The sequence below is a fragment of the Acidovorax soli genome, from assembly GCF_900107605.1.
In the GTDB taxonomy this organism is placed as follows: domain Bacteria; phylum Pseudomonadota; class Gammaproteobacteria; order Burkholderiales; family Burkholderiaceae_C; genus Acidovorax; species Acidovorax soli.
This window is the reverse complement of record NZ_FNQJ01000008.1, coordinates 58433-71583: the sequence shown is the minus strand read 5'-3', so window position 1 is coordinate 71583 and position 13151 is coordinate 58433. Positions and strand designations below refer to the sequence as shown.

Annotated in this window: 9 protein-coding genes; 6 read left to right on the top strand and 3 right to left on the bottom strand. The window is 67.2% G+C overall.

Going from position 1 to position 13151, the window contains the following annotated elements:
- Positions 1-7: 7 nt before the first annotated feature.
- A complete protein-coding gene (gene uvrA, locus BLW02_RS08080; protein WP_425285655.1) occupies positions 8-3130 on the bottom strand; it encodes an excinuclease ABC subunit UvrA in 3123 nt (1040 codons plus the stop codon).
- A gap of 155 nt (positions 3131-3285) precedes the next feature.
- Here uvrA and BLW02_RS08075 point away from each other — a divergent pair, with 155 nt between their 5' ends.
- From BLW02_RS08075 to BLW02_RS08065, 3 genes are all read left to right on the top strand, one after another.
- Positions 3286-4473 carry an MFS transporter gene (locus BLW02_RS08075; RefSeq protein WP_092697842.1) on the top strand — a complete coding sequence of 396 codons (1188 nt, stop codon included), beginning with the start codon at positions 3286-3288 and terminating at the stop codon, positions 4471-4473.
- 118 nt (positions 4474-4591) lie between these two features.
- The gene (gene ssb / locus BLW02_RS08070; RefSeq protein WP_092697841.1) at positions 4592-5131 is read left to right on the top strand and encodes a single-stranded DNA-binding protein; all 540 of its coding nucleotides are present in this window, start codon (positions 4592-4594) and stop codon (positions 5129-5131) included.
- A 266-nt stretch (positions 5132-5397) separates the two neighbouring features.
- A complete protein-coding gene (locus tag BLW02_RS08065) occupies positions 5398-6192 on the top strand; it encodes a PEP-CTERM sorting domain-containing protein (protein WP_092697840.1) in 795 nt (264 codons plus the stop codon).
- Between the two features lie 117 nt (positions 6193-6309).
- Here the strand turns inward: BLW02_RS08065 and mnmA are convergent, their stop codons facing one another.
- Positions 6310-7482: a tRNA 2-thiouridine(34) synthase MnmA gene (gene mnmA, locus BLW02_RS08060; RefSeq protein ID WP_280140370.1), complete on the bottom strand. Its 1173-nt coding sequence runs from the start codon at positions 7480-7482 to the stop codon at positions 6310-6312.
- A gap of 154 nt (positions 7483-7636) precedes the next feature.
- The gene (locus tag BLW02_RS08055; RefSeq protein WP_092697838.1) at positions 7637-9028 is read right to left on the bottom strand and encodes an NAD(P)-binding protein; all 1392 of its coding nucleotides are present in this window, start codon (positions 9026-9028) and stop codon (positions 7637-7639) included.
- 365 nt (positions 9029-9393) lie between these two features.
- Here BLW02_RS08055 and BLW02_RS08050 point away from each other — a divergent pair, with 365 nt between their 5' ends.
- From BLW02_RS08050 to tcuB, 3 genes are all read left to right on the top strand, one after another.
- Positions 9394-10326: a LysR family transcriptional regulator gene (locus tag BLW02_RS08050; protein WP_092697837.1), complete on the top strand. Its 933-nt coding sequence runs from the start codon at positions 9394-9396 to the stop codon at positions 10324-10326.
- Between the two features lie 188 nt (positions 10327-10514).
- Positions 10515-11987 (top strand): FAD-dependent tricarballylate dehydrogenase TcuA, encoded by a 1473-nt coding sequence (tcuA, locus tag BLW02_RS08045; protein WP_092697836.1) that lies wholly within the window; start codon positions 10515-10517, stop codon positions 11985-11987.
- A complete protein-coding gene (gene tcuB, locus BLW02_RS08040) occupies positions 11974-13143 on the top strand; it encodes a tricarballylate utilization 4Fe-4S protein TcuB (RefSeq protein WP_092697835.1) in 1170 nt (389 codons plus the stop codon). The genes tcuA and tcuB overlap by 14 nt, the downstream gene beginning before the upstream one ends.
- Positions 13144-13151: the final 8 nt, after the last annotated feature.

The following is a 13151-nucleotide window of genomic DNA, read 5'->3' as shown; positions in this document are numbered from 1 at the left end:
GCCATTTTCATCCAGATATCTGTCCCAAATACGGTGCCAGATACCGCCCCGTGTGGCTGGCCGGGTTGGCCGCCAGTTCCTCGGGCGTGCCCACGCCCACCACGGTGCCGCCGCCCGCGCCGCCCTCGGGGCCCATGTCGATGAGCCAGTCGGCGGTTTTGATGACGTCGAGGTTGTGCTCGATGATGACGATGGTGTTGCCCGCATCGCGCAGCTGGTGCAGCACCTTGAGCAGCAGGTCGATGTCGGCAAAGTGCAGACCGGTGGTGGGCTCGTCGAGGATGTAGAGCGTGCGGCCGGTGTCGCGCTTCGATAGCTCCTGCGCCAGCTTCACGCGCTGCGCCTCGCCGCCCGAGAGCGTGGTGGCCGCCTGGCCCAGGCGGATGTACGACAGGCCCACGTCGAGCAGCGTCTGCAGCTTGCGCGCGATGGTGGGCACGTCCTTGAAGTAGGCGGCGGCGTCCTCGACCGTCAGCTCCAGGATCTGCGCGATGTTCTTGCCCTTCCACAGCACTTCGAGCGTCTCGCGGTTGTAGCGCTGGCCGTGGCACACGTCGCAAGGCACGTACACGTCGGGCAGAAAGTGCATCTCCACCTTCACCACGCCGTCGCCCTGGCAGGCCTCGCAGCGGCCACCGGCCACGTTGAAGGAAAAACGCCCGGGGCCGTAGCCGCGCTCCCTGGCGGTGTTGACCTCGGCCATCAGCTCGCGGATGGGCGTGAACAGGCCGGTGTAGGTGGCGGGGTTGCTGCGCGGCGTACGGCCGATGGGCGACTGATCGACGTTGATGACCTTGTCGAAGTATTCGATGCCCACGATCTCTTCGTGCGGCGCAGGCTCGTCGTGCGCGCGGTACAGCTGGCGCGCCACGGCCTTGTAGAGCGTGTCGTTGACCAGCGTGCTCTTGCCCGAGCCCGACACGCCCGTCACGCAGGTGAGCAGCCCCACGGGGAAATCCACCGTCACGTCCTGCAGGTTGTTGCCCGTGGCGCCCGCCACGCGCAGCGCCTGCACGGCGCCCTGGCGGGCATGGTGCTCGGCCATGCGCTCGGCGCGGCGCTTGCTGGCCTCGGTCTGCGGAAAGCGCGACTTGGCCTTGGCCTCGACCACCGGCGCGGCCGGCTCCAGCACCGGCAGCCAGGGCGTGCGGCGCCGGGGCACGGCAATGGTGCGCGCACCCGACAGGTACTGGCCCGTGAGCGACTGCGCATTGGCGCGCACTTCGTCGTACGTGCCCTGCGCCATCACGCGGCCGCCGTGCACGCCGGCGCCGGGGCCCATGTCGATCACCTGGTCGGCGGCGCGCATCATGTCTTCGTCGTGCTCGACCACGATCACGCTGTTGCCGATGTCGCGCAGGTGCTGCAGCGTGGCAATCAGGCGGTCGTTGTCGCGCTGGTGCAGGCCGATGCTGGGCTCGTCCAGCACATACATCACGCCCGTCAGGCCCGAGCCGATCTGTGACGCCAGGCGGATGCGCTGCGCCTCGCCGCCGGAGAGGGTCTCGGCGCTGCGGTCCAGGCTCAAATAGCTCAGGCCCACGTCGTTCAGAAACTGCAGCCGCGTGGCGATCTCGCGCACCACCTTGTCGGCAATCTCGGCCTTGGCGCCGGTGAGCTTGAGGTCGTTGAACCAGGCATGGGCATCGCTCAGCGTGGCGTGGCTCACCTCATAGATGGCGCGGGCCTGCGCCCCCTCGCCCAGCTTCACATGGCGGGCCTCGCGGCGCAGGCGCTGGCCCTGGCATTCGGGGCAGGGCTGGGTGCCGCGGTAGCGGGCCAGGTCTTCGCGCACCACCACTGAATCAGTCTCGCGCCAGCGGCGCGCCATGTTGGGCAGGATGCCCTCGAACACATGCTTCTTGACGATAGCCTTGCCCTTGGAGGCGCCGCTGTCCATGATGTAGCTGAAGGCGATTTCTTCCTCGCCCGAGCCGTGCAGGATGGCGTGCTGCACGGGCGCGGGCAGTGATTCGAACGGTGCCTCGATGTCAAACGCGTAGTGCCTGGCCAGGCTCTCCAGCATGGCAAAGTAGTAGCCGTTGCGCCGGTCCCAGCCCTTGATGGCGCCGCTGGCCAGGCTCAAGGACGGAAAGGCCACCACGCGCGCCGCATCGAACACCTCGCGCTGGCCAATGCCGTCACAGGCCGGGCAGGCGCCCATGGGCGAGTTGAACGAGAACAGGCGCGGCTCCAGTTCGGCCAGCGCATAGCTGCACACCGGGCAGGCAAATTTGCTGCTGAACAGGTGCTCCTGCCCCGTGTCCATCTCCAGCGCCAGCACGCGGCCGTTGCCTTCGTGCCCGCCCACGCGCAGTGCGGCCTCAATGCTCTCGGCCAGGCGCTGCTGCAGGTCGGCGCGCACCTTCACGCGGTCGATCACCACGTCGATGCTGTGCTTCTCGGTTTTCTTGAGCTGCGGCAGGTTCTCGTGCTCATGGATCTGGCCGTCCACCCGGAAGCGGATGTAGCCCAGCGCCTGCATCTGCGCGAACAGCTCGGTGAACTCGCCCTTCTTCTCGCGCGCCACGGGGGCGAGGACCATGAGCCTGGTGTCCTCGGGCAGGGCCAGCACGGCATCCACCATCTGGCTCACGGTCTGCGCCGCCAGCGGCAGGCCGTGGTCGGGGCAATACGGCGTGCCCGCGCGGGCGTACAGCAGGCGCAGGTAGTCGTGGATCTCGGTCACCGTGCCCACGGTGGAGCGCGGGTTGTGGCTGGTGGCCTTCTGCTCGATGCTGATGGCGGGCGACAGGCCTTCGATCAGATCGACATCGGGCTTGTCCAGCCGCCCCAGAAACTGCCGCGCATAGGCCGACAGGCTCTCCACATAGCGCCGCTGCCCCTCGGCATACAGCGTGTCGAACGCCAGGCTGGACTTGCCCGAACCCGACAGCCCCGTGATCACCACCAGCTGGTTGCGCGGAATGTCCAGGTCGATGTTCTTGAGGTTGTGCGTGCGCGCCCCGCGGATGCTGATGCGCGCCTGCGCCAGGGCATGTCCCAGGTAAAGACCCGGGGGCCCGGAAGGCTGGTCATCGGCAGGACGTTGGGGCAGGGAAGGGTTCACAGTGGGGCGCACGCCAGAAAGCAGAAAAACCCACCATGATAGTGACGCGGGGCATTCCATGCAGGGCGCCGTCCGGGCAGCCTGTGCGCGGATCGCGGACAATCAAACGCTTTATCGCTTCTGCGGCCCAGGCCCACCGGCCCCTTTTGAGCGTGTCTGACATTACCGTGCCCCCCCCAACCTCTTCGCCCACCCCCGCAAACCCCTCCACGGCCATGACGCCGCTGGAACGCCGCTCCAGCATCAGCCTGGCGCTGATCTTTGCGCTGCGCATGCTGGGCCTGTTCCTCGTGCTGCCGGTTTTTGCCCTGGAAGCGCGCAAATACCCCGGCGGCGACGACCCCGCGCTGGTGGGCCTGGCCATGGGCATCTACGGCCTGACCCAGGCCGTGCTGCAGCTGCCGCTGGGCATGGCCTCCGACCGTTTCGGGCGCAAGCGCGTCATCGTGCTGGGCCTGCTGGTGTTTGCGGCGGGCAGCCTGCTGGCCGCGCTGGCCGATTCGCTCACCGGACTGCTGGTGGGCCGGGCGCTGCAGGGCGCCGGGGCCGTGTCGGCCGCCGTCACCGCCCTGCTGGCCGACCAGACGCGCGACGCCGTGCGCACCAAGGCCATGGCGCTGGTGGGCGGCAGCATTGGCCTGATGTTTGCCGTGGCGCTGGTGGCGGCACCCGTGCTCACGGCCCATATCGGCCTGGCGGGCCTTTTTGGCCTGACCTGCGCCCTGGCGCTGGCCGGCGTGGCCGTGGTGCTGTGGTGGGTGCCGGCAGAGTCGGCCGCGCACAAGAACGCGCCGCGCGGCCGCCTGGCCGATGTGTGGCGCCACCCCGATCTGCTGCGCCTGAACCTGGGCGTGTTCGTGCTGCACACCGTGCAGCTGTCGATGTGGGTGGCCGTGCCCGCCATGCTGGTGCAGGCCGGCCTGACCAAAGACCACCACTGGCAGGTGTACCTGCCGGCCGTGGTGCTGTCGTTCGTGGCCATGGGCGGGCTGTTTGCACTGGAGCGGCGCGGCCGACTGCGCGGCGCCCTGCTGGGCGCGATTGCGCTGGTGCTGCTGGTGCAGCTGGGCCTGGGCGCGCTGGCCACCAGCGGCGCCACGCCCACGCTGTGGGTGCTGGGGCCGCTGATGTTTCTGTTCTTTTGCGGCTTCAATGCGCTGGAGGCCAGCCAGCCCAGCCTGGTGTCGCGCATGGCGCCAGCGCCGGTGCGCGGAGCGGCGCTGGGCAGCTACAACACGCTGCAGTCGCTGGGGCTGTTTGCCGGCGGCGCACTGGGCGGCGCGCTGGTGAAATGGGCCGGCGCCCCCGGGCTGTTTGCCGCCACCGCCGCCTTGACCGCCCTGTGGCTGGTGCTGACCTGGCCCCTGCAGCCCGTGGGCCGCAACGCCGGCGGCGGGCACTGAAATATGGCCCTGCCGCAGGCCGTGAGCGCAGCCCCCGGTTGCGGCACAATGCAGCTTTTTGGCGCCTGGAATTCCCTCAAATCCGGCGCTTTCACCCTTTGAAGGCAAAGACACCACCATGGCATCCATCAACAAAGTCATCATCGTCGGCAACCTGGGCCGCGACCCTGAAATGCGCACTTTTCCCAGTGGCGACCAGGTGGCCAACGTGACCATTGCCACCACCGACAAGTGGAAAGACAAGCAAACCGGCGAAATGAAGGAAGCCACCGAGTGGCACCGCGTGGTCTTCAACGGCCGCCTGGCCGAGATCGTGGGCCAGTACCTGCGCAAGGGCTCGCAGGTGTATGTCGAAGGCAGCCTGCGCACCCGCAAGTGGACCGACCAGGCCGGCGTGGAAAAGTACAGCACCGAAATCCGTGCCGATCAGATGCAGATGCTGGGCGGCCGCCAGGGCATGGGTGGCCAGGGTGGCGGCCATGACGACGGCGGCTACGGCGGCGACCAGGGCGGCGGCTACGAAGCCCCCCGCCGTGCACCCGCCCCCATGCAGCAACGCCCCGCAGCACCTGCCCCCCGGCCCGCACCCGCCCCGGTGGCGCAGGCCCCGCGCGCGGCCTCGGGGTTTGACGACATGGACGACGACATTCCATTCTAAAACCTATCAACCACCTATGACAACGGGTGCCTTCTGGCACCCGTTGTCATTTGCATCATCGAGATCAGATTTGGACGGCTCCCACATGACCTGGCTGAATGCCACGACGCGGCTGTCGAGATCTTTGACAGGCGGCCGGCCATGGCGCCGCCACTGCGTAGCAACCCACTGATTTCAAATGATTTTCATGACTCGGCACGAGTTATGCGTGACTTTTCCCGGCGAGGGGTTTCATACCGAAATCTCACATCACCAGGAGAGCTAACATGTTGAAATCAATGTTTGTGGCGGCACTGGCCGCTGGCGTGCTGGCTGCGCCAATCGCAGCAACGGCCACCACCGTGACGCAGCTGATTCACTTCGATGACGCCAGCAACGGCTGGAAGTGGTACAGCGACGTGGATCGAAATTTCCTCTTCGACCCCACCAACCTTCAATCCTCCACGCTCTGCGCCGACTCCACCAACGGCGGCAACGGCAGTTGTGTGATCGAAGGCACGCAAGGCGTGCTGCCATTGATGACGCGTCCAACGACAGGGTCAACGCTCCAAGGCTCATCGAACCAGGCTCCAGATGCCTCAGGGTTCGGGACGTTCACCTTGGATTCGTTCTATTTCCTACTGACGGGCAACGGTACAGGTGCGGAGAATGCCATCACGGTTACAGGCGGCACGGGCACGTTTCCGGGTTCGAATGTGCTGCATAGCTACACCTTTGCCTTGGGCACGAATTGGGATGGCCTTCCGCTACCGGATGTCACGTTCTATGAAGGTGTCAACGCGGGCAACCTGGCCGGCGACTTGTTGAAGAATACCGGCTACATCGCAAGCTTCGGCAACTTGTTCGCGGGCATCACCTGGATGCAGTTCTCGGCGCCGAGCACCGCAGAGGTACGGCTCGACTGCGTCGTCGCCACGTTCGACGGTACCACCACGCAACCCGCATCGGGTTTCAGCAACGGCTGTGGAGGTCCCACCCAAGTTCCAGAACCTGGAACGCTTAGCTTGTTGGCTCTGGCGCTGCTGGGCCTCGGCTTCAAGGGACTGCGCAGGTCCACCTGACTTTCTAGCGAGAGATTCGGGCGCCGGGGTCAATTGCCCCGGCGTCGGTCTATCTGGCGAACCATTGGCAAACGCTGGATAGCGCTTTTGCGGTACGCGCGGACTTGGTGGCTGCGTTCAGTCGGCCGCCCACGCAATCACGCCGCCACCCAGGCAGACCTCGCCATCGTAGAGGACGGCGCTTTGGCCCGGCGTGACGGCCCACTGGTTCTCGGCAAACTGCAGTTGGAACACGCCCCCGTCTTCCGCACCCGAAAGGGTGCACGCTGCGTCCTGCTGGCGGTAGCGCGTCTTGGCGGCATAAACGCCGGGCGCGGGTGCCTGGCCCGCGCACCAGCTCGCGTCCTGGGCATCCAGGCGGTGCGACAGCAGCCAGGGGTGGTCGTGGCCCTGCACCACGCGCAGCACGTTCTTGTCCAGATCCTTGCGCGCCACGAACCAGGGCGCATGCTCACCCACGCCGCGCTGGCCGCGCTCCAGCGCCGCCTTCAGCTCGGCGCCCTTGGCCTTCACGCCGCCAATGCCCAGTCCCTGGCGCTGGCCCAAGGTGTAGAAGCTCAGCCCCACATGCTGGCCCAGCGTGCGCCCCCGGTCATCCTGGATGGGGCCTGGTGCATGGCGGATGTAACGGTTCAAAAACTCGCGGAACGGCCGCTCGCCAATGAAGCAGATGCCGGTCGAATCCTTCTTCCTGGCATTGGGCAGCCCGATTTCTTCGGCAATGCGCCGCACCTCGGTCTTGTGCAGCTCGCCCACGGGGAACAGCGTTTTCGACAGCTGCGCCTGGTTCAGCCGGTGCAAAAAGTAGCTCTGGTCCTTGCTCGGGTCCAGCCCCTTGAGCAGCTCGAACAGGCCGGTGGACTGGTTCTGGCGCACACGCGCATAGTGCCCGGTGGCGATCTTCTCGGCGCCCAGGCGCATGGCGTGGTCGAGAAAGGCCTTGAACTTGATCTCGGCGTTGCACAGCACATCGGGGTTGGGCGTGCGCCCCGCCTGGTATTCGCGCAGAAACTCGGCGAACACGCGGTCCTTGTAGTCGGCGGCGAAGTTGACATGCTCGATCTCGATGCCGATCACATCGGCCACGGCGGCCGCGTCCACGAAGTCGATGTTGGACGAGCAGTATTCGCTGTCGTCGTCATCCTCCCAGTTCTTCATGAAGATGCCGACCACCTCGTGGCCCTGCTGCTTGAGAAGGTAGGCGGTGACGGCGGAGTCCACGCCCCCCGAGAGGCCGACGACAACGCGCTGTTTGGTAGGTGCAGTCATTGGTCTGATTGTATTTTTTATGCACTGGACGGCCTGCGCAAGGTTGGAGAACGCGTACCGGCAAGGTGGGCATGAGCCCCTCGGAACGGAACCATCCCTAAGGCTCAGGCGTTGGGCGTGACGAGGTCTCGGGGGTCTGCCGATGGTGTGGTCGAGCGCGTCGATGTGACGGGCTTCAATGCAGCAGCTTGACCAGGTTGCCCGCAGCCGCCGGGCCGTACTGCTTGACGATGTCCCACGTCTGCGCGACCAGCGGGTGGTCGCGGTGGGCGCTCAGACCCGACAGGGGGTTCAACCGCGTGCCCTTGGCCCAGGCCACCACGGCGGGGTGGACCAAGCGCGCGCGCTCGTGCGCCAGCAGCGCCAGGTAGGCCGTCAGATAGTCGCGGGGCGCATCCCAGTAATGGATCGGCGGGCACATGCGGTTCTTCTCGCCGGTGTCAGCAATGGTGGCCTCGACCACGCCCAGCAGTGCGAAGGGGTAGCAGGCGAAGCTCCAGAACAGCGGCTGGAGAGTCACCCGGTCGGCCTCGAAGATCGGCCGCAGCGGCGGCCGCGCGAGGCCGACGGCGGCGCAATGCACGTGCAGCGTTCCGGGGCCGGTGGGAACCGCACCGTCGTCGAACACGATGCGGTCGCGCTCGATGCGGCGCACATGCCCGCGCCGCACCACGTCGCCGATCTGGCGCAGCAGGGCGAGTTCGGCCTCGCTGACCATGGCGCCATGGCTCATCGTGGGCGCCACGGTGGAGTCCACCCGCAGGAAGAAGCCGTCGGCCTCGAGCCGGGCAAACACATCGTCGGCCGACGTGGCCTGCGCCATGGCTTTCAGTTGCAGGCCAACGCCGGCGAAGAAGGCGGGCAGGCCTTCCGCCGGCTGGTGGAAGCGCCGGTTCAGCCACCACCCTTCGCGTGGCCGGATCCACTGGATGCTGCTGGCCGGCACGCCCTGCGTCAGCAGCCAGACACAGGTGTCCAGCGCCGTCTTGCCAGTGCCGATGATCACGACCCGCTCGGGCGGGTCGGTCACACGCACGACATCGCCTGCGGTCACGCAGCGCACGCCCTCGGCCACCTCGAACGGCGGCGGGCTGGTGGCGGGAATGCGCCCTTCGAGGTAGCCGGTGTCGACCCACTTGCTCCGCACGCGCACCTCCTGCACCGCGCCGGTCAGGCGCGATGTGATGAAGTGGCGTCCGTCGGGCCCGATGGCGTGATCGCTGCAAGGCCGGTGCTGCACGCGTCCGGTCGGCAGGAAGTGCTGGTCCAACACCTGCGTGTAGTACGCGCGCAGTTCGTCGGCGCTCGCCTGCTCGTGGAACCCGGCGTTGACGCCGCTGGGGTTCACCGTGCCACGTCCCAGCGGCACCGACGACACGCCGTAGAACGCGGAGGGCTGGTGCAGGCGCACGAAGGGGTAGGTTTCGATCCAGTGCCCACCTGGCGCGTGGCGGCGGTCCACGAGGGTGACGGTGGCGTCAGAGTGGCTGAGCAAAGCGTCGGTGAAGGCCATGCCGGCCGCTCCAGTGCCGACCACCAGGTAATCCGTCTCGAGAGTTTCACGCATGATCTCTCCTGTGCAGTCCGGTCTGATGCGGAGTCGCACCCCCTGGATCATCGCATTAGATACAGGTCTGCACGCCTTGCCAAGCGGTATGGCAAAGCGCGTCTGCTCAGCGCACTGCCCGTGGCGATGACTCTTCGCTGGTCGCGAGACCTCAGCGTCGGGGCGGCTTCGGTGCGACCAGTTCAAACGAGAGTCGCTGTTGGATGGCCACCCCTCACCCATCTCCGAAATCGCCATCACCCCTGACGCACGGAGGATCGCTCGCATCTCATCCCTCCCAGCGCGGCCGAATCTCCCCCCGTGAAAACGCTCTCCAATTCAATAGACCAAGGCCGCATGGCGTCACTGTGCGACCATCGCTCCCCATGGAACTGCGCCAACTCCGCTATTTCGTCCGCATCGTCGAACTCGGCTCCATGGGCCGGGCGGCGCTGGACCTCGACATGGTGCAGTCCGCCCTGAGCCAGCAGATCAGCCGCCTGGAGGGCGAGCTTTCCACCCGGCTGCTGCAGCGCACGGCCAAGGGCGCTGTGCCCACCGAGGCGGGGCTGGCGTTTTTTCGCGAGGCGCAACTGGCGCTGCGCCATGCCGACCAGGCCGCGCGGGCGGCGCAGCAGGCGCGCCTCACAGGTACGGTGAGCGTGGGCCTGTCGCCCACCACGGCCTCGGTGCTGGGGGTGCCGCTGATGCGCGCCATGCACGAGCGCTACCCCGATGTGCGGCTGCACATGGTGGGCAGCCTGTCGGGCCACCTGTCGAACATGCTCAACGCGCGCCAGCTCGACCTGGCCGTGCTGTTCGACACCCAGCCCGCGCGCCGCTGGAGCGTGCTGCCGCTGCTGGAAGAGCGGCTGTTCCTGATCCGCTCGGCCCAGCGCGGCGTGCGCAAGCCGGCGCTGCGACGCAAGGTGGCCCTGGCACAGCTTGCCGATGAGCCGCTGATCCTGCCCACCGGCCCGCACGGCCTGCGCAGCCGGCTGGATGCGGCCTTTGCCCAGGCGCGCGTGGCGCCGCGCATGGCCATGGAGATCGATTCGCTGGCGCTGCTGATGGACGCGGTGGACATGGGCCTGGGCAGCACCATCCAGCCCTGGGCGGCCGTGGGCCGCTATGCCGATGCGGCAGAGCGCTTTGTGTTGGCCGAAATCGAGGACGGCCCGGCCTACCGCCCCGCCGCGCTGTGCAGCCTGTCGGACGACGAGCTTTCGCCGGCAGCCCTGGCCGCCCGCGTGGTGCTGGGCGACTGCGTGCGCGAGCTGGTGCAGTCGGGTCGGTGGATTGGCGCCACGTTGGCGTAGGCCCGCAGTGCTTCTGGCCTTCTCAAAAAAAGCACCCACCGTTCACGCTGAGCCCGAGCGGTCTGGTGCGAAAGGGCGCGAAACACAGGAGCCATCACGATCCGTGATGGGGCCATGCTGCGCAACCCCTGCGCAAACGGGGGTATTTTTTCTACATTCACAACTCCCATGAATGAAAAGAACTGACCATGACGCCCGATGTGCTCGTGATTGGCGGCGGCAACGCCGCCCTGTGCGCCGCGCTGATGGCCCGCGAGGCCGGTGCCAGCGTGCTATTGCTCGAATCGGCGCCGCGCGCCTGGCGTGGCGGCAACTCGGGCCACACGCGCAACCTGCGCTGCATGCACGATGCGCCGCAGGATGTGCTGGTCGAGGCCTATCCCGAAGAAGAATACTGGCAGGACCTGCTCAAGGTGACGGGCGGCCTGACCAACGAACATCTGGCGCGCCTGGTGATCCGCGCGTCCAGCAACTGCCGCGACTGGATGCGCAGCCACGGCGTGCATTTTCAGCCGCCACTGTCGGGCGCGCTGCATGTGGCGCGCACCAATGCCTTCTTCATGGGCGGCGGCAAGGCGCTGGTGAACGCCTACTACCGCAGCGCCGAAAAACTGGGCGTGCAGATCCGCTACGAAGCGCCGGTGGACCGCATCGAGATCGACAACGGCCGCTTCATCGCGGCGCATTGCACCGTCAACGGCCAGCCCGAGCGCATCACCGCCAGGGCCTGCGTGCTGGCAGCGGGCGGTTTTGAATCGAACCGCGAATGGCTGCGCGAGGCCTGGGGCCAGAACGAGCGCGGCGAGTGGCCGGCAGACAACTTCCTGATCCGGGGCACGGCCTACAACCGGGGCGTGCTGCTCAAGCACCTGCTCGACGACCATGGCGCCGACCGCATTGGCGACCCCACGCAGGCGCACATGGTGGCCATCGACGCGCGCGCGCCGCTGTATGACGGCGGCATCTGCACGCGCATCGACTGCGTTTCGCTGGGCGTGGTGGTCAACCGAGAAGGTGAGCGCTTCTACGACGAGGGCGAGGACTTCTGGCCCAAGCGCTATGCCATCTGGGGCCGCCTGGTGGCGCAGCAGCCAGGGCAGATCGGCTATTCGATCATCGACAGCAAGGCGATTGGCCGCTTCATGCCGCCCGTTTTCCCCGGCGTCAAGGCCGACAGCCTGCCCGAACTGGCGCAAAAGCTGGGCCTGCCGGTGGATACCTTCATGCGAACGCTCGATACTTACAACGCCGCCTGCCGCGTGGGCCAGTTTGACCACACGGCCCTGGACGACTGCCACACCGAAGGCGTCACGCCCGCCAAGACGCACTGGGCGCGGCCCATCGACACCGGCCCGTTCTACGGCTACGCGCTCAAGCCCGGCGTGACCTTCACTTATCTGGGCCTGCACACCGACGACACGGCCGCCGTGCGCTTCCACAACCAGCCGAGCAGCAACCTGTTTGTCGCCGGCGAAATGATGGCCGGCAACGTGCTGGGCAAGGGCTACACGGCCGGCGTGGGCATGAGCATTGGCACGGCCTTTGGCCGCATTGCGGGCACGAACGCGGCGCAGGCGGCTTTGGCATCACAACAGCCTCCAGCGCTTACAGATAAATCACCTGAAGCTATAAAAAATGGAGCGAACCATGCAATCGCTTGAAGCCCTGACGCGCGACGCCCGGGCGCTGGCGAACGGCGAGATCGTGCTGTCGGCCCCCGAAGCCGAAGTGGCGCGGCAGATGCAGATCTGCAATGCCTGCCGCTACTGCGAGGGCTTTTGTGCCGTGTTTCCGGCCATGACGCGGCGGCTCGAATTCGGCAAGGCCGACATCCACTTCCTGGCCAACCTGTGCCACAACTGCGGCGCCTGCCTGCACGCCTGCCAGTACGCACCGCCGCACGAGTTTGCGGTGAATGTGCCCCAGGCCATGGCCCAGGTGCGCGGCCAGACCTATGCCGACTACGCCTGGCCGCCCGCGCTGGGTGCGCTGTACCAGCGCCAGGGGCTCACGCTGTCGCTGGCGCTGGCAGCGGGGCTGGCGCTGTTCCTGGTGCTGGCCGTGGCCTTGAAAGGCACGCTGTGGAGCGCACCCGGCGGCGATTTCTACGGCATCTTCCCGCACAACCTGCTGGTGGGCCTGTTTGCCCCGGTGTTCCTGTTCGTGGTGTTCGCGCTGGGCATGGGCGTGCACCGCTTCTGGCGCAGCATCACGCCCGCCACCAGCGGCGCGCCTTTGAGTGCGCCCGCCGCAGCCGAAGCCACCGACGCCGTGCTGCGCCTCAAATACCTGGACGGCGGCCACGGCGACGGCTGCCACAACGAGGACGACGCCTACACGCTCGCACGCCGGCGCCTGCACCATCTCACGTTCTACGGCTTTCTGCTGTGTTTTGCCGCCACCAGCGTGGCCACGCTCTACCACTACCTGCTGGGCTGGGCGGCGCCCTACGATCTGCCCAGCCTCCCGAAGCTGCTGGGTGCAGCAGGCGGCGTGATGCTGGCGCTGGGCACGGCGGGCCTGTGGCGGCTGAACCTGCGCCGCCACCCGCTGCACGGCGACGCCGCGCAAAAGCCCATGGACCGTGGTTTCATCGCCCTGCTGTTCCTCACCGCCACCAGCGGCCTGGCCCTGTGGCTGGTGCGCGGCACACCGGCCCTGGCGCTGCTGCTGTGCCTGCACCTGGGCGCGGTGATGGCGCTGTTTGCCACCATGCCCTACGGCAAGTTCGGCCATGGCATCTTCCGCACCGCGGCGCTGCTGCGCCACGCGGTCGAAAAGCGCCAGCCCAACCCCATAGGACTGGGCGCGGACTGAACGCCACC

Excerpts from the sequence above, each read along its gene's own strand:
- uvrA (WP_425285655.1), bottom strand. The coding sequence starts at position 3,130 with ATGGAATGCCCCGCGTCACTATCATGGTGGGTTTTTCTGCTTTCTGGC.
- BLW02_RS08075 (WP_092697842.1), top strand. The coding sequence starts at position 3,286 with ATGACGCCGCTGGAACGCCGCTCCAGCATCAGCCTGGCGCTGATCTTT.
- ssb (WP_092697841.1), top strand. The coding sequence starts at position 4,592 with ATGGCATCCATCAACAAAGTCATCATCGTCGGCAACCTGGGCCGCGAC.
- BLW02_RS08065 (WP_092697840.1), top strand. The coding sequence starts at position 5,398 with ATGTTGAAATCAATGTTTGTGGCGGCACTGGCCGCTGGCGTGCTGGCT.
- BLW02_RS08055 (WP_092697838.1), bottom strand. The coding sequence starts at position 9,028 with ATGCGTGAAACTCTCGAGACGGATTACCTGGTGGTCGGCACTGGAGCG.
- BLW02_RS08050 (WP_092697837.1), top strand. The coding sequence starts at position 9,394 with ATGGAACTGCGCCAACTCCGCTATTTCGTCCGCATCGTCGAACTCGGC.
- tcuA (WP_092697836.1), top strand. The coding sequence starts at position 10,515 with ATGACGCCCGATGTGCTCGTGATTGGCGGCGGCAACGCCGCCCTGTGC.
- tcuB (WP_092697835.1), top strand. The coding sequence starts at position 11,974 with ATGCAATCGCTTGAAGCCCTGACGCGCGACGCCCGGGCGCTGGCGAAC.